Source organism: Streptomyces sp. NBC_00582, assembly GCF_036345155.1.
Lineage (GTDB): Bacteria > Actinomycetota > Actinomycetes > Streptomycetales > Streptomycetaceae > Streptomyces.
On sequence record NZ_CP107772.1, the window covers coordinates 7,590,440 to 7,611,979 of the forward strand.

Sequence of the window (21,540 nt, forward strand, 5' to 3'; positions counted from 1 at the left end):
GGTTACCGGCCCTCCGTTCGCGTTGTCGCGGTGAAGACCATGGCGGTGAACGTCGAGCCGATCCCCGTGGCCAGGAACAGATAGGTGCGGCCCGGCACCAGACGGCCCTCGTCCCGCAGCGTGACGTAGTTGACCATCAGATCGGCCGTCAGACAGTGGCTGTAGCGGGGGATGTTCTCCAGGTAGAGCTTGTCCGGCGGCCAGCCCAGCTCCTGGACGATCCCGCCCCAGAACGTGCGGTTGGGATGTGTGGGGATCACGATGTCGATGTCGTCGAAGGTGCACCCGGCCGACTCGACCGCCTCCCGGACCAGTTCGGCCATGACGCCGGGGCGCTGCTCGCCCGCCACCCGGTGCTGCTCCGCCGTCATCTCGACACCGGCGGCGTACTCGCCGAAGGTCCGCACCGCGAACGAGCGCACCGGGTCGCCGGGTCCGTTCCACGACAGCAGACAGGCGCCCGCCGCCTCGCCGATGACACAGGAGTTGAAGATGATCTGGAGGTCCCGGGTGAAGATCTTCTCGCCGGTCAGCACCAGCGCCTTCGCCTCCGGATCGCCGTCGGCCTGGAGCAGCCGCCCGGCGACGTCGATGGCCGAGACCGTGCCGGCGCAGTTCTGCTGGGTCAGCGCGAAGGCCGTGGCGTGCTCCAGACCGAGCATCGTGAGCATCTCCTGCACCGGGTCCACCGTGGACGGGCCCGTGTGCGGTACGGCGTGCGGATACACCACGTACCGCACCGCACCGGGGTCGACGCCCGCGAGCACCTTCCGCGCGGGCGGCAGCACCAGGTCGTACAGGCTCAGCTCGGGGTCGTACCGCAATTGGTCGAGGCCGTGGATGCTGCGGAACAGATGGACCTGGGCCGGACTCAGGCCGAAGGCCTCGGCCCGTTCCTCCACGGTGGTCGTGCGGTCCGGCAGGAAGATCTCGACGGCGTCCAGGGTGGGCGTGCCGCTCAGCATGACGGCTCCTCTCCGGTGTCCATGGCGTACAGGCAGGCCAGCAGCGTGCGTGCCTGGACGTTGATGTAGTGGGCGTGCCGGACCAGCCAGGTCAGCTGGCCCGCCGTCACCCAGCGGAAACCCTCCGGCGGAACCAGCGGGGCCTCGTCCTCCGTCGCCTCCACCACCAGGTAGCGGCTCTCGGCGGCCAGGAAACGCCCGCCCTCCTCCGAGTGCACGGCGCTGTAGCGGATCCGCTCCGGCCCCGCGGACAGCACCGTGTCGAGGAAGCGCGGCCGTCGCTCGGGCGGCAGATGGGCGACGTTGCCGGGCCCGCACTGCACGGTCGGCCCCAGTTCCACGGTGTCCAGGAACCCGCCCTCCACCCTGGCGTGCGCCAGATAGTGCGGCACTCCGCCGATGCGCCGGGTCAGGAACGCGGTGACGCCGAGGCCGCGCGGTGCGAACAACGGCTGCGTCCACGAGGTGACCTCGCGGTTGCCCGCCCGCACCGCCACGGCCACGACGTCGAAGTACCGCTCGTGCTCGTGCCGGATCCGGGTCTCCTCCCGCACCCAGCCCCGCACCCGCGTCAGCGGGATCAGCTCGGCCGCCACGTCGTGCCGTGACCGCTCCCCGGTGATCCAGGACAGCAGCTCGGTGTCGGAGTGCAGCGCCTCCCGTGCGGGAGCCGGGACGGGCAGGCAGGACAGCACGGTCCGGGAGTCCATGTTGACCAGGTTGTCCTGGCGCAGCAGGGCGTGGATCTGTCCCAGCGTCAGCCAGCGGAAGTCCTCGTGCGGCTCCACCGCGCCGTCCGTCTCCACGATCAGGTTGCGGTTGGCCTTGCGGTAGAACCAGGAGCCGTGCTCCGACTGGAGCGTGTCGGCGACGACCCGCTCGGGCCGCAGGAAGTGCTCCAGGTACCGCACGGGCGCCCCCCGGTGCACCCGGGTGTAGTTGCTGCGGGTGGCCTGCACGGTGGGGGAGAGCTGGAGGAGGTTGGGGTTGCCCGGCTCCATCTTGGCCTGCATCAGGAAGTGCAGCACCCCGCCGAACTCCTTGGCGAGGATGCCGAGGATGCCCACCTCGGGCTGCTCGATCACGGGCTGCTGCCACTCGGCCGCCGACGCGCCGCCGACCCGGGCCCTGAGCCCCCGGACCGTGAAGAACCGTCCGCTGCGGTGCCCGAGGTCGCCCGTGCCCGGGTCGAACGACCAGGCGTCGAGCCGGGTGAAGGGGATGCGCTCCACCTCGAAGCGGTGCGCGCGCCTGCGGTCGGCCAGCCAGCCGGGGATGTCCTCGAGACGGAGGTCCTCGCCCTTGGTGGTGGCGGCGGACCGGGCGAGCCGGCCGGGCAGTTCGGCGTCGTCCCTCGGGCGCGGTAGGACGAGCACGGGGCTCGCCGTGTGCCGGGTCATGGATCGCTACCTCTCCGTTCGGTGGTGTTCCAGGGCCAGGGAGGCCGCGTAACCGTCCAGCACGCCGCGGTAGTAGTGCGGCCCGAACCCCAGGGCCACCTCGGGGACGAGGCGGCGCAGCCGGTCGACGCCGACCGTGCACCCCGACCCGGTGTCCTGGAACTCCCGCCGGCAGACCAGCCCGAGCCGCTCTTCGAGGAAGTCGACGACGGCCGCGACCGGCACGGCCGTGCCCGACGCCACGTTGACGACCGTGTCCCGCAGGTCCAGCGCCAGCAGCCGGTCGACGACGGTGACCACGTCGGCCACGCCGATCAGGTCCCGGGTGGCGCGCAGATGGACCCGCACCAGACCCTCGCGCAGCTGCCGCACCAGCGTCGGCAGCAGCTGGTGCGACGGCTGCCCCGGCCCGACCACATGGCTCAGCCGCAGCACCAGGTGGTCGGCCCCGGAGGCGCGCAGCCGCTGCTCCAGGGCGAGTTTGTGGCGCGCGTACGGGGTGCTCGGAACGGCCGGCGCGTCCTCCAGGCCCGGGCCGTCGCAGGTGCCGTACATGCCGGTGGAAGCCGTGGAGAAGAACAGCAGACGCCGGCCGGAGGCGCGGCACGCGTCGATCGTCTCGTCCAGGAGCTCCGCCTCCCGGGCGAACTCCCGCGGTGCCGTCGTGCTCGCCAGGGAGACCCCGGCGGCCAGGATCACCGTCTCCGGGTGGCGTTCGGCGACCGGGGCCAGGTTGCGGGCGAGGAAGCCCCGCCCCACCACGGTGCCCGCCGTCGCCCGGCCCGCGCTCATGAAGCCGACCTCGCACGGTCCTTGACGGCCTTCCACCAGTCCGGGTTGTCGCGGTACCAGGCGACCGTGGCCGCGAGGCCCACATCGATGCCGATGCGCGGCACGAAGCCCAGCTCCTCGCGGATCTTCCCGGCGTCGAGGGAGTAGCGCAGGTCGTGGCCCTTGCGGTCGGCGACCCGCCGGATCATCGACCGGTCGCCGCCGCACAGGTCGAGCAGCCGCTCGGTGAGGGCCAGGTTCGTCAGCTCGCTGCCGCCGCCGATGTTGTAGACCTCCCCGGCGCCGCCTCCGGTGAGCACCGTGTGCAGGGCCCGGCAGTGGTCGTCCACGTGCAGCCACTCGCGCACGTTGCCGCCGTCCCCGTACAGCGGGACCGGGCGGCCCTCCATGAGGTTCGTGACGAACAGCGGGACGACCTTCTCCGGGTGCTGGCGGGGGCCGTAGTTGTTGGAGCAGCGGGTCACGGACACATGCAGTCCGTGTGTGCGCCAGGCGGCGCGGGCCATCAGATCGGAGGCCGCCTTGGAAGCGGCGTAGGGCGAGTTGGGCAGCAGGGGGCTCTCCTCGGTCCACGAGCCCTCGGCGATGGAGCCGTACACCTCGTCCGTGGACACGTGCACCATCCGCGGCACACCCGTGGCCCGGCACGCGTCGAGCAGGCTCTGCGTGCCCGACACGTTCGTACGGACGAACTCCGCCGCGGACAGCAGCGACCGGTCGACGTGGGACTCCGCGGCGAAGTGCACCACCGCGTCGTGGCCGGGCAGGACGTCGAGCAGCAGCGGCAGGTCGCAGATGTCGCCCTGGACGAAGTCGAGGCGGTCGTGGGCGGCGGGCAGGCTCGCGCGGTTGCCCGCGTACGTCAGCTTGTCGACCACCGTGACCCGGACGCCCTCGGTCCCCGGGTACATGCCCTCCAGCAGGCGGCGGACGTAGGCCGAGCCGATGAAGCCCGCCCCGCCCGTGACGAGGATCCTCATGAGTACTCCGTTCCGGAAAGGGATGGACGGGCGGGCGCGAGCCCGAGACCGGCGCGGTGCAGCACCTCGGCCAGCAGGTCCGCCTGGAGCAGCGAGGCCTCCTCGGCCCGGCCGACCGGCAGGGGACGCGAACCGGAGCCGGCCGCGCGCACGGCGCGGGCGAACCCCCGCACGGTGTTGGCCACCTGGTCGTCCGGTTCGAGGACGATCTCCCGGGGCCCGGTCCGGTCCACGACGCGCAGCACCGGGCGGTGGCCGGCCGGCGGGGTGAACGCGTGCTCCACCGTGACGCGGCCCTCACTGCCCCAGAGCGTGTACGACGAGCCGTAGGCGTGGTCCAGGCCGAACTCCAGGTGGGCGACGACGCCGTCCGCGGTGCGCAGCAGCACACCGCCGGCGGTGTCCACCTCCCGCCCGTACCGGTCCCGGGTCAGCACCGCCCCCGCGACACGCAGCCCGGCCCCCAGGAAGTGGACGGCGGCCCGTACCGGGTACACGCCGACGTCCCACAGCGCGCCGCCGCCCAGCTCCGGGACGAGCCGGATGTCACCGTCGGGGCGGCGGGGCACCGCGAACGCCGCGTGGAAGGAGCGCAGTTCACCGATCACACCGTCGGCCACCAGCCGGCGCACGGCCGTGTGCTGCGCGTGGTGGACGAACATCACGTTCTCCCACAGCACCAGCCCGCTCCGGCGCGCCAGCGCGAACAGGGCGCGGCTGCGCTCCGGATCGGTGGTCAGCGGCTTCTCCGCGAGGACGTGCTTGCCCGCGCGCAGGGCCGCCTCCACCCACGGGGCGTGCAGTGCCACGGGCAGCGGGACGTACACCGCCTCGACGTCCGGCAGCGTGACCAGCTCCGCGTAGTCGGCCACCACCCGGCAGCCGTACGGCATCGCGGTCCGCGCCGCCGTCTCCACGTCGCGGCTGGCGACGGCGGCGATCTCCGTGTCCTCGACCGCCGCCAGGGCGGGCAGCATCCGGCGGCGCGCGATGTCCGCGCAGCCCAGGACGCCGATGCGGACGGGGGACCGCACGGCTACCCCGCCACCTGGACGTGGCTGTGGTCACCGATCACCAGCCGCTGGCGGTCGCCGTCGTCCGTGACCGGGCCGACCACCGCGAAGCGTCCGATGACCGATCCGTGCAGCCTGCCGACGCGGTGGATCTCCGCGCCGTCCAGCACGATCGAGTAGTCGAGGCGCGAGCCGGTCAGCGCGCAGTCGCGGCCCGCCGAGGTGTGCGGACCGATCACGCAGTCCTCCACCCGGGTCCCCGCCCCGATGATCACCGGACCCTCGATCCTGGACCGCGCCACCACGGCGCCCGGCTCCACGACGACCGCCCCGCTCAGTTCGCTGGCCTCGTCCACCTCGCCGTCGATCCGCCGGACCAGGCCGTCGAGGAGCTTGCGGTTGCACTCCAGGACGTCGTCGATGCGGCCGGTGTCCTTCCAGTAGCCGTGGTACCGGCCGGCCCGCACCTCGGCCCCGTCGGTCACCAGCCACTGGATCGCGTCGGTGATCTCCAGCTCGCCCCGGTCACTGGGCTCGATCGCGGCGATCGCCCGGTGGATGTCGGGCGTGAAGAAGTACACGCCGGTCAGGGCGAGGTCGCTGCGCGCCTGCCGGGGCTTCTCCACCAGCCGGCGCACCGTCGCGTCGGGGTTCAGCTCCACCACCCCGAAGGCGGACGGATCCGCCACCTTGTGCACGACGACATGCGCGGCGGGACGCACCCGAGCGAACTCCTCGGCCGCCTCCGCCACGCCCCCGACGAGCATGCAGTCGCCGAGGTACATCACGAAGTCGTCCTCGCCGAGGAAGTCCCGGGCGACGGACACGCAGTGGGCCAGCCCGCGCGGCTTGTCCTGCCGCAGATAGGTCAGCCGCGCGCCCAGCCGCGAGCCGTCGCCGAGCGCCGCGGTGATCTCGGGCTCCCAGTCGCCGACGACGACCCCGATGTCGGTGACGCCGATCGCGACGATGTTCTCCAGGACGTGTTCGAGGACCGGCTTGTTGGCGACCGGGATGAGCTGCTTGGGCATGGAGTGGCTGAACGGTCGCAGGCGGGTGCCCGCCCCGCCCGACAGCACCAGGGCTTTCATGGGAACAATGCCTCCTCGTGCGGCCGCGGACCGGCCGTCGGGGTCACAACTTCTCGAGTACGCCGACCAGTTCGGCCGGCGGCGGCATCTCGGAGATCTCCTGGGCCAGGGCCTTCGCCCGCTCGGTGTAGGAGGACTCGGTGAGCAGCGCGCGGCAGGACTCCGCGAGCCGCGCCCGGTCGGCCTCGCCGGGCTGAAGGGTGACGGCCGCGCCGTAGTCGGCCAGCCGCCGTGTCGGAGGGCCGAGGATGCCCCACTGGGGCAGCAGCAGCTGCGGGACGCCCGCCTCCATCGCGGTGAGGGTGGTGACCCCGCCGGCATGGCCCACCAGCAGGTCGCAGGTGCGCAGGACCACGTCCAGGGGGACCCAGCCCGCGCGGACGTCCGGCAGCTCGGCCCGCAGGTCGGCGGCCACGCTCTCCGGCGCGGCGATCACCACCTCCGCGTCCAGTGCCGTCACGTCGAGCGCCAGATCGCGCAGGAACACATAGGCCTCGCGCAGGTACGCCGTGCCGTCGTCGTTGGCGACCCGGCTGCCGGCCGTGACGCACACCCGGGGCCGGCCGCCCCGCGTGTACATCCACGGCTCCAGAGCGCGCTGGGTGTTGGCGGGCCGGCAGGCCATCGGATGGGCGGGCGCCGCGTCCGGGGGCCGGAGGCTGGGCGGGCAGACGTCGATGAACAGGTCCGGCGCGGGCAGCCCGGACAGGCCCAGCCGCTCCAGTTCCGGACGGAGTTCGTCCTCGCCGCCGGGATCGATCCGGGTGGCCTCGACCGCGTCCCAGGCGTGGCGCACATAGGGCACGCCCCACTGGCGGGCGAGCAGGCCGGCGGCGTACATCATGGTGCCGCCGACGACCAGGTCGGGCCGCCAGTCGCGCGCGAGGTCGGTCAGCGGGCCGAGGGTGGCGGCCGCCATCCGTCCGAACCAGCGTCCGGTGAAGGCCGGTTGGTCCTCGGGGTCGGTCGGCGGTGTCACGGGTGCGCCGTCCCGGTCCCGGTAGATGAAGTCACGGATCGGGGAGGACGTCATGGAGACGCCGGGCAGGCCGACCCCGGCGACCACCGGCACGATGTCCCCGACAGCGGCCATGACGACCTCGTGCCCGGCCCCCCGGGCCGCGGTGGCGAGCGGGGCCAGCGCGAACACGGTGGCCGCGCTCCCTCCGGCGACGAAGAGGATCCTCATGGCGCTCCCCGTTCCGTCCGCCGGGGACGCCGCTCCGCCTGCCAGCTGTGGGCGGTGCGGTAACCGAGCCCGCGGCCGTGCCGGCGCCAACGCGGCGCGGACCGCACCGGTGGGTGCTCGGCGGGGCCGATGGTGTTCGCCCGGGCCAGCAGCACCGTGACCACGGCCGCCAGCTCCTCGTCGGTCGGCCGGCCCCGGTGCACACGGATCAGTCCGGCCACGGGGTGCGGCTTCCGCGGGCCGGGAGCGGTGCCGGGTGTGGTGCCGGGATCGGCGGTGGCCGGGGCGGCGGCCTCGGAGTGTGTTCCGGTGGTCCCGTCGTCGTCGGCGGGGCCTCCGAGGCCGGGTACGACGACCACGACGTCCACGACGTCACGGGTACGGGCGTGGGAATGCTGGAGCAGGCCGGTTGTCGGCACGGTGTCCCCTTCGGCTTGGGCGTGGCGGTGGGGGCGGGCTGCGGTCAGACGCTGTAGGGCTGTGCCCGGCGGCCCGCCCGGAGGGCGCGCGCCCACCACACGAGCTGGTCGAGCATCGTCTTGGCGGCGGCGTCGCAGCCCGCGGGCTCGACGGGGAACTCGCCCCGCTCGCCCAGCTGCTCCCAGACGTTGTGGAAACTGACGGTGTCGCGCACGCCGACGGTGTGCGTCTCGGCGAACACCTGGCGCAGCTGCTCCACCGCCCGCAGACCGCCCGCCATGCCGCCGTAGGAGACGAAGCCCACCGGCTTGGCCTGCCACTCGGTGCGGAAGCAGTCGATCGCGGTCTTCAGGGGAGCAGGGAAACTGTGGTTGTACTCGGGCGTCACCACCACGAAGGCGTCCGCGCGCTCCAGTCGCGGCGCGAGCGCCGTCACCTGCGGCGCGGAGGTGTCGAGATCGCTCGGGAGACCGGCCTCGGCCAGGTCGATCACGTCGACGGTCAGGTCGTCGTGGCGGCCGGCCCGGTCGGCCAGCCAGGCCGCCACGAGAGGACCGACCCGCCCCGAACGGGTGCTTCCCACGATCACGGCCAGATGCAGCGGAACGATGTTGGACACGGTCTTCCTCTCGGACGGTGCGGGAACGGGCTCGGTTGCGTACGGGTCCGCGCGGCGGCGGGCGGGGGAGGGGCGTCGTGCCGTGGGGGTCCGTCAGCCGTCCCGGTGCCGGTGCTCCGGTACGGCGGTCAGGGGTGCCCGGCGGCGAGGCGCCCCCGCGGCCACGGCGACCGCGAACCCCGCCACCCCGACCGAGGTCACGAAGGCGAGCGCGGTGCGCCGGGCCCCGTGCGCCCCCGCGGCGAGCAGCGACGCGACCAGCGCGGTGGTCAGGGCGCCCGCCACCTGTACCGAGGACTGGTACACGGCGCCGGCCATGCCCCGGTCGGTGTCGCGCACGCCGGACATGGCCCGGGTGTTGAGCGCCGCGAACTGAAGGACGAAGCCCAGCCCCACCAGCAGCAGGGCCGGGAGCGTCGAGGCCGGGTAGGAGGGGTGGTCGCCGGCGAGCAGGCACCACAGATATCCGGCGGGCGGTGCCCAGGCACCCAGCGCGATCAGCCGGGCCGGTCCGAACCGGCCCACCAGCCGCCCGGAGAACCCCGTGGCCACCGCCACCGCCAGCGGTAGACTCGCCGGCAGCAGCCCCAGGCCGGTGGCGAGCGGTGACCAGCCCCGGCCGGACTGGAGATCGAGGGTCACGACGAACAGGAAGCCGAGATAGGACCCGTTGAGCGCCGCGGCCCCCAGCGCCGACCACCGCAGTGGCCGGTGGGCGAGGAGCCCGGTGCGCAGCAGCGGCCGTGGTGCGGCCCTCTCGACGTGGACGAACGCGGTGCTCAGGGCGGCGGCCAGCAGCAGCCCGGTCAGCGTCAGCGGGTCCGCCCACCCCGCGTCCGGCCCCCGGGTGAGTGCCCAGGCCAGCGCGAGGAGGGCGCCGACGGAGGTGACGGCACCCGGCAGGTCGTAGCGGTGCGCGGTGCCGGGACGGGGCGGCGCGCCGTCCCCGCCCGGGGCGCGGACGGGGATCAGTCGCAGCCCGCACAGGAACAGCACCAGGGCGACGGGCCCCGGGAACAGGAACGTCCAGCGCCAGCTCACCTCTGTCAGCAGCCCCGACAGCACCAGCCCGGACGAGAACCCGCCGGCCCCGAACAGCGCGTAGACGGACACCGCCCGGTTGCGGGCCGGACCGGCGGGAAACACGTCCGCGATGATGGCCAGCCCGGTGGGCGCGGTGAGCGCGGCGCAGCAGCCCTTCACGATCCGTCCGGCGATCAGCAGCGGTCCGCTCGTCGCCAGACTGCCCAGCACGGAGGCGACGGCGAAGACCAGCAGCCCCGCCAGGTACACCCGGCGCAGGCCGAGCTCGGCGACCAGCCGCCCCGACAGGAGCAGCAGGCCGCCGAAGCCGAGGGCGAAGCCGCTGACCACCCAGCCCTGGGCGGTGAGCGACAGACCGAGGTCGGCGCCGATCGACGGCAGGGCGACGACGGCCACCGACACCTCCAGGGCGTCGAGGAGCATGTTGCCGGACAGCACGAACAGCAGGCCCCGTGCGAAGACGGTTCCGGTGGAGGCGGCCGTGGCGGCCCTGTCGGTGGTCATGCGCGTGCTCGCCCTCTCGTCGTCGCCCCGCCCCCGGCCGGTCCGGCCGGACGCCTGGTGTGCCGCCGTCAGCCGCCGAGCAGGGTGCCGCCGCTGGCGTCGAGGAACGCGCCGGTGATCCAGCGGGCGTCGTCGGAGGCCAGGAACGCCACCACGTCGGCGATGTCCCGGGTCTCGCCGACCCGGTTGAACGCGGACAGCGCCGCCATCTGCTCCACGACCTCGGGGATGTCGAAGACCGGGGTGCCGTTGTTGGTGATGCCGGGAGCCACCGAGTTCACGGTGATGCCGCGACCGGCCAGGTGCTTGGCGAAGTGCAGGCTGAGCTGCTCGATCGCGCCCTTGGTCATGGCGTAGGCGACTTCCTGCGGGTTGGCGAAGCGGGTCAGCCCGGAGGAGATGTTGACGATGCGTCCGCCGTCCCGGAGGACTCCCAGCGCACGCTGCACGATGAAGAACGGCGCCTTGGCGTTGACCGCGACCAGCCGGTCGAACAGCTCGGGGGTCACCTCCTCGGGTGCCACCCCGCCCATCACGCCCGCGTTGTTCACCAGGATGTCGAGGCCGCTCGCGCCGTGCTCCGCGAGACCGGCCGCGAGGCCCTCGAAGAGCGTGTCGACGTCACCGGGCACGCCGAGTTCGGCCTTCACGGCGAAGGCCCGGCCGCCCGTCTCCGCGATTCCGGCGACGACCTTCCCGGCCGCCTCGTCGTCGCTGTTGTAGTGCACGGCGACCAGTGCGCCGTCGCGCGCCAGACGCTCGGCGGTCGCCCGGCCGATTCCTCGGCTCGAACCCGTGACGAGGGCGGTCTTGCCGGCAAGCCTGCTCATGAAGGTCCTCCAGGGGTGGGGTGTTCGGTGTCGGGCAGCCCGAGCCAGCGGTGCAGCGCGGTCTCGGGACTCGTTCCGTCGGAGTCGGTCCAGACGAGGTGTCCGTCCGGCCGCACGAGCACGGCTCCGGCATCGGACAGCTCGCCGTCGTGCGGCACGGCGGCCACGGTGCGCACCCGGTCGTGCCACGGCGCGGCCAGGGCGGCCAGCCGTTCGGCCCGGCCACGGTCGCCGGAGAGGTCCAGCAGCAGCCCGCGTCCGGTGCGCAGCAGCCGCGCGGTGCTCACCCGCCCGCCCGCTCCGCCGTCCAGGACGGTGGGCGGGATCCGCCTGCCGAGCAGCGGATGGGTGCCGGGGCCTACGTCGTAGCGGATGTCCAGGCCGCTGACGGTGGCCGCCAGATGACGGCGGGTGTCGTCGCCGCGCAGCAGTTCGCCGAAGACCGCGCGCAGCGGTTCGACCTCCTGCCCGGACAGCAGCAGCAACGCCTGGGCCCGGATCCCGGACAGCACCCGGCGACCCACCGCGTGGCGTTCGTCGTGGTAGCTGTCCAGCAGCCCCGGCGATCCCTTGCGGGACACCTGGACGGCCAGCTTCCAGCCCAGGTTGACGGCGTCCTGGAGCCCCAGGTTGAGGGCCTGGCCGCCGATCGGCATCTGGGCGTGGGCGGCGTCCCCGGCCAGCAGGACCCGCCCGTCGCGGTAGCGCGCGGCCTGCCGTGACACGTCCCCGAAGGCGTTGATCCACAGCGGGGTGCCGCCGCTGACGTCCTCTCCGGTGACCCGCTTCCACACCGTGGCCAGTTCGGCGAACCCGGGGGCCGCGTGGCGGGGTGCCGCGGCGCGGCCGAACTCGTGCACCATGATCCGCGTCACGCCGTCGCCGCGCCGGGCCGCGATGGCCAGCCCGCCCTCCAGCCGCTCGAACCGGCGGTCGGGTACGTCGATGCCGGCCACGTCCGCCCGGATCAGCTCGCGGGTGGCGTCGGTACCGGGGAAGTCGAGGCCCGCCAGCTCGCGGACCGTGCTGTGCTCGCCGTCGCAGCCGACCACGCACAGGGCCCGCACCCGCACCGGGCCGGCCGGTCCCACGGCCTCGACCTCGACGAAGTCGTCGGCCACGGTCAGCGCGGTCACCTCGTGCCCCCGCCGCACATCGGCGCCGAGCCGCAGCGCCCAGGAGCCGAGCAGGGCCTCCGTGCGGTCCTGCGGCACCTTCCACTGGCCCGGGTGGCTGCCGGGCAGAGTGAGGTCCAGCGGGATCCCGCCGAAGTGGCCCCGCGGGTCGTTCGGCACGGAGCCCAGCGAGTCGAGCAGGCCACGGCTGTCGAACAGTTCCATCGTGCGGGCGTGCAGGGTGGAGGCGCGCGACTCGGTGGTCGGCGCGGACAGCTTCTCGAGGACGATCACGTCCGCGCCGCCCAGCCGGAGCTCCGCGGCGAGCATGAGCCCGACCGGGCCCGCGCCGACCACGACCACCTGGGTGTGTGCCTGCTGCTCGGTCATGGTCAGGCCCGCTGCTCGGCGTGGTCCTTGGCGTGGCCCAGGGTCGCCCGGCTGTTGGTGCTCAGCGCCGAGCGCACATACGCACGGGCGTCGGCCACGGTCGCCTCGTCCCCGAGGATCCGCGCGATGTTGTCCGTGTTGAGCACGACCGTGTGCTGGGAGGTGGCGGCGACGCCCCCGTCCTGCTCCGTGAACGTCCAGATCCCGGTGTGCAGGGTCATCAGCGCGGGCAGCGTGACCTGCTTGTAGGCGATCCTCTGGTGCGGGAAGGCCACCCGGTACGACTTGGTGGTGTGCGTCGAACCGTCCTTGGCCCGGGTGTCCATCTCCAGGACCTGGAGACCCGGTGTGTCCTCGGTGAAGCGGACCGACGCCACGTGCGGCAGCCGCTCCACCCACAGACCGGCCTCGTTGATGAAGTCGTACGCGTCCTTGGCGGAGCCGGCGATGAGCACGGTGTCCTCGAAGGAGAACGTCAACTCCTCCGACGTGTGCGCCAGTTCGACGTTCGACTTCAGTGCCGCCAGCTCGGAGCGGGAGTTGCGGTCGACGGCCTGGTCGATCCACTCCAGACCCTCGGGATCGTCGTCCACCGCCCGGTAGTCGTGCTGGAGCCGCACCCGGGAGGAGGCGCTGGACAGCGGCTCGATGATCCAGGTCCCGCCCATCGCGGCGACCGGCGGGGTGGAGACCTCCTGGCGGAACGTGATGCGCAACCCGTCCGGGTCCAGGGTGCGGCGGGACGTCCAGTTCTTCGCCTCGCCGTTGGCGGTCGCCCAGATCTCGATGCGTTCCTCGCCCTCGCCCCGCTCGACGTGGTCGACGTAGATGGTCGGCGGGAAGATCCGGGGCCAGTTCTCCACCTCGGCGATCAGCCGGTAGACGGCGTCCGCCGGGGCGTCGATCGTGATGGCGTGCTCGACCTCGCGGAGGCCCTTCTGCGACATGTGCTCACTCCTTGCTGCCGGAAGGTTCAGAAGTTGCCGAGGCCGCCGCAGACGTTCAGGGCCTGCGCGGTGATGGAGCCGGCGGTGTCGGTGGCCAGGTAGCCGACGAGTCCGGCGACCTCCTCCGGTGTGGAGTAGCGGCCGAGCGGGATCTTGGCCTGGAACTTCTCGAGGATCGCGTCCTCGCTGGTGTCGTAGGCCGCCGCGTATCCCTGCCGCACCCGCTGGGCCATGGGCGTCTCGACGTAACCGGGGCAGACCGCGTTGACCGTGATGCCGGTCGGCGCCAGCTCGTTGCCCAGCGCCTTGGTGAAGCCGACCACGCCGTGCTTGGACGCCGAGTAGGGGGCGCCCAGGACCACGCCCTGCTTGCCCGCGGTGGAGGCGATGTTGATGATCCGGCCACGGGACTTCTCCCGCATGCCGCCGGTCGTCAGCACCTCCCGGGTGACCAGGAAGACACTGTTGAGGTTGGTGTCGATGACGTCGAACCACAGGTCGTCCGCGAGGTCCGCGGTCACTCCGCCACCGCTGCGGCCCGCGTTGTTGACGAGGACGTCCACCGGGCCGAACCGCTCGACGACGGTGCGCACGAGCGCGCCGATCTCCGCCCGCGACCGCACGTCGCAGGCCGCGCCGTCCGCGGTCAGACCCTCCTCCCGCAGCTGCTTGACCGTCGAGTCGACCTTCTGCGCGTCCCGCGCGCAGATGAACACCCGGTGCCCGGCCCGGCCCAGGGTCCGCGCGGCCGCCAGACCGATGCCGCTGGTGGCACCGGTGATCAGAGCGACCCGCTCGCCTTGCTGTGACATGTGCTCCCCTTGGTGAAGTGGTGGTGGTGCGGTCCGGGCCCGGCGGGTCCGCGGCGGCGGCACCCGCGCTCAGGGCGCGCCGGCGGCCACGAGCTGGTCGTTGACGAGCCGCAGCAGGGTGCGAGGGGTGTCGGTGATGGTCATCGAGTCGTCGTCGATGCTGACCCCGAACTCGCGCTCGATGCTGCCGCAGGTCTCCAGCAGCGCCAGCGACTCGTAGCCGAGGTTGTCGAAGGCGACGTCGAGGATGTCCGCGTCGAAGTCGACCCCTTCGGGCACGCCCGCGGACGTGTGCAGGATCCGCTTGAGGTCGTCGATGGTGAAGGGACGGTTGCTCATCTGGCTGGTCACTCCCTGTCGTGTGGGGGTCGTGAGGGGCGCGCGCCCCCGCCGTCAGGGGCGCGCTGTGGCCGCGGTCAGCCGGCGCGCCGGACGACGACCGCGGAGTTGAATCCGCCCTGCCCGCGGGCCACCACCAGCGCGGTGTGCACGTCCGCGGACCGGGGCTGCCCCGTCACCAGGTCGAGTTCGTAACCCTGGTCCGGCGACACGTTGACCGTCGGCGGGATGACGCGGTCCCGGATGGACAGCAGGGCCGCGACGACGTCGAGGGGCGCCGCTCCGGAGTGCAGCCGGCCGGTCATCGTCTTCGGAGCCGTCACCGGGACCTGGCGCGGCCTGAACACCGCGTTCAGGGCCTCCGCCTCCACCCGGTCCAGTTCCGGTACGGCCGCCGCGTCCGCGAACACCACGTCGATCTCGTCCGGAGCCAGCCGAGCGTCGTCCAGGGCCAGCTCGATCGCCCGGCGCAGCCCCGGCGGACGCCCGCTCTCCGGGGCGGGGTCGAACGTCGCGGCGTACCCGGCGAGTTCGCCGTACACCCGGGCCCCGCGACGGCGGGCCGCCTCCGCGTCCTCCAGGACGAGGATCGCGCCGCCCTCGCCCGGCACATGGCCGCCCGCCTCCGCGTCGAACGGCAGGTAGGCGCGCGCCGGGTCGTCGCTGGTGCTCAGCCGCCCGCCCGCCTGCTGGGCGACCCAGCCCCACGAACAGATCGAGGCGTCCACCCCGCCGGAGACGATGACACGGGAGCCCTTGCGGATCTGCCGCCGCGCCTGGGCGAGGGCGTCCAGACCGCCCGCCTGGTCGCTGACGACGACCCCGCTGGGGCCGCGCATACCGTGCCGGATGGAGATCTGGCCGGTGTTGACCGCGTAGAACCAGGCGAACGACTGGTAGGCGCTGACGTGGGCCCCGCCCTTGCTCCACAGGTTGCGCAGCTCGCGCTCGCCGAACTCGAAGCCGCCCGAGGAGCTCGCGGTGATGACGCCCGCGTCGAACTCCGGCAGTTCCTCCGGCTCGATGCCGGCGTCCGCCAGAGCCCAGTCCGCCGCCAGCAGCGCCAGCCGGGTCATCCGGTCGGTCTGCGCGATCAGCCGGCTCGGCAGGTGTTCCTCCGCCACGAAGCCGGGGACCTCACCCGCGATCCGGGACGGGTAGCCGTCCGCGGTGAAGCGGGTGACCGGTCCGATGCCGCTGCGGCCCGCGCGGGTCGCGTCCCAGTACTCCTTCGTACCGAGCCCGTTGGGGGCCGTGACGCCCACGCCGGTGATCACGGCTGCCTGTGTCACGCCGTGCTCCTCTCTGCCCGTGCAGGGGCTGTCAGCCGCGATCGGCCGTGGTCAGGACCATGGCGCTCTGGAAGCCGCCGAATCCGCTGCCGACCGTCAGGACCGTGTCGGTGCGCCACTCGCGGGCGGTCAGCGGCACGTAGTCCAGGTCGCACTCGGGGTCGGGGGTGTGCAGGTTGGCCGTCGGCGGCACTAGGTCGTTCTCGATGGCGAGCGCCGACGCCGCGATCTCGATGGAGCCGATCGCGCCCAGCGAGTGGCCGACCATCGACTTGATGGAGCTGACCGGTACGCGTCGGGCGTGCTCGCCGAGACTCCGTTTGAACGCGGCGGTCTCGTGCCGGTCGTTCTGCTTGGTGCCCGAGCCGTGCGCGTTGATGTAGTCGATGTCCTCGGGAGCGAGCCGGGACTCCTCCAGGGCCATCCGGATCGCCTCGGCCATCTCGCGGCCGTCCGGACGCAGCCCGGTCATGTGGAAGGCGTTGCACCGGGAGGCGTAGCCCGCGATCTCGGCGTACAGGTGCGCGCCGCGCCGCAGGGCCGCCTCCCGTTCCTCGAGGACGAAGACGGCGGATCCCTCGCCGAGGACGAAGCCGTTGCGGGTGCCGTCGAACGGCCGGGACGCGTGCTCGGGGTCGTCGTTGCGCGACGTGGTCGCCTTGATGGCGTCGAAGCACGCCACGGTGATCGGCGAGATCGGGGCGTCCGTGGCGCCCGCGATCATCACATCGGCCGAGCCCTCCCGGATCAGGTCCACCGCGTGGCCGACCGCGTCCAGACCGGAGGTGCAGCCGGTGGAGACCACGGTGGTCGGGCCCTCGGCACCCACCGCCCACGCCACCTCGGTGGCGAAGGAGCTGGGCACGAAGTGGTTGTACAGATGCGGTACGGCGTAGGTGTGGTCCACCGGGTCGAGGCGGCCGCCGTCGCTGACCACGTTGTACTCCTGGTCCAGGCTCATGGTGGCGCCGACCGCGCTGCCGATGGTGACGCCGGTGCGGCACGGGTCGAGGTCGGTGCTCTCCAGCCCGCTGTCGGCCAGCGCCTCGCGCGTGGTGACGGTGACGAACTGGGCGGCCCGGTCCATCCGCCTGATCTCCTGCGGAGTCAGACCGTGGGCCTCGGGGGAGAAGTCGATCTCGGCCGCGACCCGGGAGCGGAACTGCGAGGGATCGAAGAAGGTGATGCCGCGGGTCGCGGTGCGGCCCTCGCTCAGCAGACTCCAGAAGTTCTTGACGCCGATCCCGCCCGGTGCCAGGACCCCTATTCCGGTGATGACCACCCGACGCCCCACGGGACGTGTCCTCCGTTTCCCACCCTGCCGGGTGCTCATGTGGCCGGGTTCCAGTGGTAGAACCGAGTGGCCATCGCATCGGCCGGCGACCGCCAGGTGGCCGGGTCGTAGGCCCCGATGAAGGGCTTGAGGTCGTCGCTGATCCGTACGAAGGCCGGGTGGTCCTTGGCCTGCTGGATCGCGGCGCCGCCGTCGTCGGTGTCGAAGTCCTGGAGATGGAAGTACAGGCCGCGGTAGGAGAAGAGCTGCCGCCGCCGGGTGCCCATCAGATGGGGCATCTCGGTGGTGTCGAACTCACCGAACAAACGGGCCACGTCACCGCCGGAACCGGGGTCCATGCGGGCGACGATCAGAGTGCTGTGCATGACGTGCGTCTCCTTCTGCCTGCGCTTCGACCGGGGCGGAGGGTTCCGCCGCGGGGTCGGACGGGTGACTCGGGCGCGTGTCAGGCGGGACCGAACCATTGCTCCAGGGCCGCGCCGAGATCCCGCGGGCCCGGGGCCGTCCAGGCCACATGACCGTCGGGGCGCAGCAGCACGGCGGATGTGTCCGCCAGCGGGCCGGTCTCGTGCGGGGTGGCGGTGACGATGTCGACGCGGTCCGCCCAGGGCGCGGCCGTCCCGCGCAGCGGGGCGTCGTCGGCCAGGTCGAGCAGCACGCCCCGCGCCGGGTGCAGCAGCTCCGTGGTGCTCGTCTTGGCGTCGCCGCCGACGAGTTCCGTGTGCGGCAGCCGGCGGCCGAGCAGCGGGTGGTCGCCCTCCCCGACGTCGTAGCGGATCTCCAGGCCGCTCACCATGCGGGCCAGATGCAGGGTGACGTCCGGGTGGGCGGTCAGCTCGCGCAGCACATCGCGCAGCGGCTGCATCTCCGAGCCGCTGAGGAACAGCAGTCCCTGGGCCCGGGTGTTCATCATCAGCCGCGCTCCGACCGGATGGCGCTCGCTGTGGTAGGTGTCCAGCAGCGACTGCGGCGCGGTGCCGCGCACCACCGCCGCGAGCTTCCAGCCGAGGTTCACGGAGTCCTGGAGGCTGGTGTTCATCCCCTGGCCGCCGGCGGGCAGATGGATGTGGGCGGAGTCGCCGGCCAGCAGCACCCGGCCCTTGCGGTACTCGGTGACCTGGCGGGTGGCGTCCCCGAAGGAACTGATCCACACCGGTTCACCGTGGGAGATGTCCTCGCCGGTCAGCCGCTGCCAGGCCGCCGCCACGTCCTCGTAGGGGACGGGCGCGGTGCGCTTCTTCGGCGGGGTGCCGCCCTCGCACACGATGAGACGGGTGATGCCGCCGTCGAGGTGACCGACCATCACCATGCCGCCGGGGAGCGTCTCCCCGATCATGCGCTGGCGCAGATCGAGACCGCGTACGTCGGCCAGATACATCTCCAGCGTGGCGGCAGTGCCCGGGAAGTCGAAGCCCGCCTGTTTGCGGATGGTGCTCCGCCCGCCGTCGCAGCCGACCAGGTAGGCGCCGCGCAGCCGCCGCGTTCCCCGCGGACCGCGGACCTCCACCTCGACGTGGTCGGGGCCCTGGGACAGCGAGAGCACCTCGTGTCCGCGCCGGATGTCCGCGCCCAGTTCGGCGGCCCACTCCTCAAGGACGCCCTCGGTGCGCGACTGCGGGATCGTCTTGTTGGGCAGGTGCGCGCCGTCGAGAACGGACAGGTCCAGCGGGATGCCGCCGAAGTGCCCCTGCGCGCTCGTCTCCAGTTCGCCGAAACGGGGCAGCAGTCCCCGCTGGTCGAACACTTCCATGGTGCGGGTGGTGAAGCCGAGCCCGCGGGACTCCCCGGTGGACTCGGGAAGTCGTTCCAGCACCGTCACCTCGATGCCGGCCAGACGTAACTCACCGGCCAGCATGAGCCCTGCGGGACCGGCTCCCACAACTATCACCGCGGTGTCCATGAACCACCCTCCTCGACCGAACCGCTCGGCTTGTCTTCGGCATCGTGAAACCGTGGATCGCCCTGTTTGTGAACTCGGGAGAGACCGGACCGGGCACACCGATTCCGCAGGAGAAATGCGTCAGGAAATCGAGTGGAGAATTCTCGGCCCGTTTCTCGGGGATCGCTGGGATGTGCAGGGCGTCGCGATAGAGCGATCGATTGTCTTCCCCGGCCGCCGGCGGCAGTCCGTCAGGCGGTGACCCTTAGCTTTGTTGTTCGGCCGAGGGACGGTCAAGGACCTTCCTCTAAGCCAGGGTGAAGTTTTCGCTAGGCGTTGCGGAGTTCCGCTTGCCGCCTGTATCCGGCCTCTTGTCCTGAATTGACCCCCGGCGTGGCACCGCTCGGGGCCGTCCGCCTCGCGGCGTGACGCCCGCGATCGGGTGGGCCCGTCTCCGTCGACGCAAGTCGGCGCGCCGGACGGATTTTCCGTGAGTGGCCGTTGGAATTATCTATTGGATCGGGGGGGCGCCGTCGATCCGTCTGTTTGCTGCGGAGGGGGCTCGGGTACGGTGATCGAATTAGTCAGCCTCCGGAACCGGGGCTGCCGCATGTTACGGACATGTAAATATTTGTGTCGCTCGGTCCGGTGGGTTAGGGTTGTCGGGCCCGCAGATATCCGTACAGCACATACTTTCGTAGGGGGAGTATGAGGAAGCGCAGGTTGCGGCGGCGATGCCGCAGTCTTTTACGAGACCTCGAGGTCGGATATCCGCTCGATGTGCACGAATTATGCAGGCGTTTGGGTGAGCACCGGGGACGAGAAATCCGGTTGATTCCGTACCCGCTCGAGTCGCCCGGCCCCTTGGGTGTCTGCGTCGCCACCGAGACCGCCGACGTGATTTTCTACCAGCAGGACACCACGCGTCCGCACCAGGACCACATCATTCTTCACGAGGTCGGCCACATCCTGGTCGGCCATCTCTCCGCGTCCTCGACGGTCCCGCGCCACGACCCGGGCGCCGGCCCCGTACGCCTGCGCACGGTCTACGACTCGGAGGAGGAGCTCGAGGCGGAGCTGATCGCCACGATCATCCTGGAACGGTCCGCCATGCGCGGTGTCTGCCAGGGCCTCGACGGCCCCGCCGCCCCGGAGGACCCCGTGCTCGAACGCATGGGGCAGGCCCTCAGGAACGGGACCTCCTGGCTGTGACCCGCACACTGCCCGGTACGGGGTGAACCGTGCACCTCAGGACGTTCATCTGCGGCTACATCGACCTCATGGTGTGTCTGTGCGCGGCGAGCCGCGTCGTCCACGCCCGGCGGGCGCCCGACGACCGGCCCCTGAAGGCCATCGCCTGGTGCACCGTCTGCATCGCGGCGGCCCTGCTGCTCTTCCACCCCGGCCTCTACTCCTGGCTGCTGACCGCGACCAGGGGCTTCAACGTGCTGGTCGCCAGCGCGGTCTGCATGTGCGCCGCCTTCTGGCTGCTCCAGTTCTTCCGCCGATCGGCCGCGGGACCGGAGGAGGACCGGTCCGAGACGCTCGCCGTCGCCTGCCTCCTGCTGGCGGTGACGGCCGCCACCGTGGTGTGGGGAGCCTCCCCCGAGGCCCTGCGCGCCTCTCCCGCCGAGTGGCTGAACCGCAACGACGGCGGCGCGGCCGTCTTCGTCGTGGTCGTGTCCGGCTACATCGGCGGCGTCGCCGCCCTGGCGATGCGCTGGTCGCTGGTGTACTCCGTGGTCGCGATCCGCCGGCACCTGCGCGCCGCGCTGCGCATCCTCTCGGTCGCGCTCGTCACCGAGTTCTTCGCCTGTGTCCTCAAGGTCTGCTCGGTACTGGCCCAGCAGATGTTCACCGTGGACCCGGGGCTGCGGAGCCTGATGAACGGAATCTGGTACATCACCGCCCTGTTCGGCGTGTGGATGCTGGTCGGCGGGGTCACCCACCCCGTCACCGTCGAACTGGTCTCCCGGGTGACGGCCGTGGTGGCGCGACGTACCCTGTTCCGCGAACTCGGTCCGCTCTGGCGGGCGTTGCACGACGCCTACCCCGAACTGGCGCTGCCGCGCACCTCCGAGCCGTGGTGGACCCGTGGTCCGTACATCTGGCCCTGGCGCGCCCGCGCCTACTACCGGCGGGTGATCGAGATACGGGACGGGCTGGTCCGGCTCACGCCGTACTGCTCCCTCGACGTCGAGCGCGACGCGCGGGCCGCCGGGCAGGCCCGCGGACTCGCGGGCCGGGAACTGGACCTCCACACGGGTGCCGCGGTGGTGGCCGCGGCACTGGAGAGCAGGGCCGGTGACGCCCCCGCCGACGAGCGCTGCGCCGTCCCGGACGGCGGCGGCCACGACCTGGACTCGGACGCGCGCTGGCTGGTGGGTCTGTCCAGAGCGTTGACAACCCTTCAGGCGTCGGGCAAGGTCCCTGCAACCCCGTCCCGTCCGCACACGGGGACGCCCGGGTCCGCACACCACTGACACCTGGTGTCCCGGGAGGTCCTGCCGTTCGCACGCGCCCCGTGCCACCGGTGCGGTACCGTCCGTCGGGCCGGCGCGGCGTCGCCGCCGCCGCACGGCGGTCAAGCGGGACACGCTGTCTGCTCAGGGTTTTCTCCTGTAA

The 21,540-nt window shown here is 72.4% G+C and carries 19 protein-coding genes and 1 pseudogene; 2 read left to right on the plus strand and 18 right to left on the minus strand.

The window, feature by feature from the left end:
• Positions 1-2: 2 nt before the first annotated feature.
• From OG852_RS34320 to OG852_RS34410, 18 genes and pseudogenes are all read right to left on the minus strand, one after another.
• Positions 3-965 (minus strand): 3-oxoacyl-[acyl-carrier-protein] synthase III C-terminal domain-containing protein, encoded by a 963-nt coding sequence (locus OG852_RS34320; protein ID WP_133909872.1) that lies wholly within the window; start codon positions 963-965, stop codon positions 3-5.
• Entirely contained in the window at positions 959-2,365 is a 1,407-nt protein-coding gene (locus OG852_RS34325; protein ID WP_133909873.1) for an NDP-hexose 2,3-dehydratase family protein, read from the minus strand. Before OG852_RS34325 ends, OG852_RS34320 begins: the two co-directional genes overlap by 7 nt.
• Before the next feature lie 6 nt (positions 2,366-2,371).
• Entirely contained in the window at positions 2,372-3,157 is a 786-nt protein-coding gene (locus OG852_RS34330; RefSeq protein WP_133909874.1) for an NAD-dependent epimerase/dehydratase family protein, read from the minus strand.
• A complete protein-coding gene (gene rfbB, locus OG852_RS34335; protein WP_133909875.1) occupies positions 3,154-4,137 on the minus strand; it encodes a dTDP-glucose 4,6-dehydratase in 984 nt (327 codons plus the stop codon). The genes OG852_RS34330 and rfbB overlap by 4 nt, the downstream gene beginning before the upstream one ends.
• Entirely contained in the window at positions 4,134-5,171 is a 1,038-nt protein-coding gene (locus OG852_RS34340; RefSeq protein WP_133909876.1) for a Gfo/Idh/MocA family protein, read from the minus strand. The genes rfbB and OG852_RS34340 overlap by 4 nt, the downstream gene beginning before the upstream one ends.
• A 2-nt stretch (positions 5,172-5,173) precedes the next feature.
• Positions 5,174-6,241: a glucose-1-phosphate thymidylyltransferase gene (locus tag OG852_RS34345; protein WP_133909877.1), complete on the minus strand. Its 1,068-nt coding sequence runs from the start codon at positions 6,239-6,241 to the stop codon at positions 5,174-5,176.
• A 43-nt stretch (positions 6,242-6,284) separates the two neighbouring features.
• Positions 6,285-7,430, minus strand: coding sequence for a glycosyltransferase (locus tag OG852_RS34350; RefSeq protein ID WP_133909878.1), 1,146 nt, complete (start codon positions 7,428-7,430; stop codon positions 6,285-6,287).
• Positions 7,427-7,849 carry an acyl-CoA carboxylase subunit epsilon gene (locus tag OG852_RS34355; protein ID WP_330349970.1) on the minus strand — a complete coding sequence of 141 codons (423 nt, stop codon included), beginning with the start codon at positions 7,847-7,849 and terminating at the stop codon, positions 7,427-7,429. The genes OG852_RS34350 and OG852_RS34355 overlap by 4 nt, the downstream gene beginning before the upstream one ends.
• Before the next feature lie 44 nt (positions 7,850-7,893).
• Positions 7,894-8,469: an NADPH-dependent FMN reductase gene (locus tag OG852_RS34360; protein WP_133909880.1), complete on the minus strand. Its 576-nt coding sequence runs from the start codon at positions 8,467-8,469 to the stop codon at positions 7,894-7,896.
• Positions 8,470-8,562: 93 nt separating this feature from the next.
• A complete protein-coding gene (locus tag OG852_RS34365; RefSeq protein ID WP_133909881.1) occupies positions 8,563-10,017 on the minus strand; it encodes an MFS transporter in 1,455 nt (484 codons plus the stop codon).
• Positions 10,018-10,085: 68 nt separating this feature from the next.
• Positions 10,086-12,352 (minus strand): annotated as a pseudogene (locus tag OG852_RS34375) (SDR family oxidoreductase).
• A gap of 2 nt (positions 12,353-12,354) precedes the next feature.
• Positions 12,355-13,299 carry an aromatase/cyclase gene (locus tag OG852_RS34380; RefSeq protein WP_330349972.1) on the minus strand — a complete coding sequence of 315 codons (945 nt, stop codon included), beginning with the start codon at positions 13,297-13,299 and terminating at the stop codon, positions 12,355-12,357.
• A gap of 26 nt (positions 13,300-13,325) precedes the next feature.
• Entirely contained in the window at positions 13,326-14,111 is a 786-nt protein-coding gene (gene fabG, locus OG852_RS34385; RefSeq protein ID WP_133909885.1) for a 3-oxoacyl-ACP reductase FabG, read from the minus strand.
• Between the two features lie 69 nt (positions 14,112-14,180).
• Positions 14,181-14,450 carry an acyl carrier protein gene (locus tag OG852_RS34390; protein ID WP_133909886.1) on the minus strand — a complete coding sequence of 90 codons (270 nt, stop codon included), beginning with the start codon at positions 14,448-14,450 and terminating at the stop codon, positions 14,181-14,183.
• A 77-nt stretch (positions 14,451-14,527) separates the two neighbouring features.
• Complete coding sequence (locus tag OG852_RS34395; protein WP_133909887.1) at positions 14,528-15,742, minus strand: ketosynthase chain-length factor; 1,215 nt, start codon at positions 15,740-15,742, stop codon at positions 14,528-14,530.
• Between the two features lie 31 nt (positions 15,743-15,773).
• Entirely contained in the window at positions 15,774-17,075 is a 1,302-nt protein-coding gene (locus OG852_RS34400) for a beta-ketoacyl-[acyl-carrier-protein] synthase family protein (RefSeq protein WP_133909888.1), read from the minus strand.
• Positions 17,072-17,401 (minus strand): TcmI family type II polyketide cyclase, encoded by a 330-nt coding sequence (locus tag OG852_RS34405; protein WP_133909889.1) that lies wholly within the window; start codon positions 17,399-17,401, stop codon positions 17,072-17,074. Before OG852_RS34405 ends, OG852_RS34400 begins: the two co-directional genes overlap by 4 nt.
• A gap of 80 nt (positions 17,402-17,481) precedes the next feature.
• Positions 17,482-18,936: an FAD-dependent monooxygenase gene (locus OG852_RS34410; RefSeq protein WP_330349974.1), complete on the minus strand. Its 1,455-nt coding sequence runs from the start codon at positions 18,934-18,936 to the stop codon at positions 17,482-17,484.
• 810 nt (positions 18,937-19,746) lie between these two features.
• Here OG852_RS34410 and OG852_RS34415 point away from each other — a divergent pair.
• Both OG852_RS34415 and OG852_RS34420 read left to right on the plus strand, forming a co-directional pair.
• A complete protein-coding gene (locus tag OG852_RS34415) occupies positions 19,747-20,127 on the plus strand; it encodes a hypothetical protein (protein WP_330349975.1) in 381 nt (126 codons plus the stop codon).
• Positions 20,128-20,156: 29 nt separating this feature from the next.
• Positions 20,157-21,398 (plus strand): MAB_1171c family putative transporter, encoded by a 1,242-nt coding sequence (locus OG852_RS34420; RefSeq protein WP_330349976.1) that lies wholly within the window; start codon positions 20,157-20,159, stop codon positions 21,396-21,398.
• Positions 21,399-21,540: the final 142 nt, after the last annotated feature.

Excerpts from the sequence above, each read along its gene's own strand:
- OG852_RS34365 (WP_133909881.1), bottom strand. The coding sequence starts at position 10,017 with ATGACCACCGACAGGGCCGCCACGGCCGCCTCCACCGGAACCGTCTTC.
- OG852_RS34320 (WP_133909872.1), bottom strand. The coding sequence starts at position 965 with ATGCTGAGCGGCACGCCCACCCTGGACGCCGTCGAGATCTTCCTGCCG.
- rfbB (WP_133909875.1), bottom strand. The coding sequence starts at position 4,137 with ATGAGGATCCTCGTCACGGGCGGGGCGGGCTTCATCGGCTCGGCCTAC.
- OG852_RS34390 (WP_133909886.1), bottom strand. The coding sequence starts at position 14,450 with ATGAGCAACCGTCCCTTCACCATCGACGACCTCAAGCGGATCCTGCAC.
- fabG (WP_133909885.1), bottom strand. The coding sequence starts at position 14,111 with ATGTCACAGCAAGGCGAGCGGGTCGCTCTGATCACCGGTGCCACCAGC.
- OG852_RS34410 (WP_330349974.1), bottom strand. The coding sequence starts at position 18,936 with ATGGACACCGCGGTGATAGTTGTGGGAGCCGGTCCCGCAGGGCTCATG.
- OG852_RS34405 (WP_133909889.1), bottom strand. The coding sequence starts at position 17,401 with ATGCACAGCACTCTGATCGTCGCCCGCATGGACCCCGGTTCCGGCGGT.
- OG852_RS34345 (WP_133909877.1), bottom strand. The coding sequence starts at position 6,241 with ATGAAAGCCCTGGTGCTGTCGGGCGGGGCGGGCACCCGCCTGCGACCG.
- OG852_RS34400 (WP_133909888.1), bottom strand. The coding sequence starts at position 17,075 with ATGAGCACCCGGCAGGGTGGGAAACGGAGGACACGTCCCGTGGGGCGT.
- OG852_RS34380 (WP_330349972.1), bottom strand. The coding sequence starts at position 13,299 with ATGTCGCAGAAGGGCCTCCGCGAGGTCGAGCACGCCATCACGATCGAC.
- OG852_RS34330 (WP_133909874.1), bottom strand. The coding sequence starts at position 3,157 with ATGAGCGCGGGCCGGGCGACGGCGGGCACCGTGGTGGGGCGGGGCTTC.
- OG852_RS34350 (WP_133909878.1), bottom strand. The coding sequence starts at position 7,430 with ATGAGGATCCTCTTCGTCGCCGGAGGGAGCGCGGCCACCGTGTTCGCG.
- OG852_RS34325 (WP_133909873.1), bottom strand. The coding sequence starts at position 2,365 with ATGACCCGGCACACGGCGAGCCCCGTGCTCGTCCTACCGCGCCCGAGG.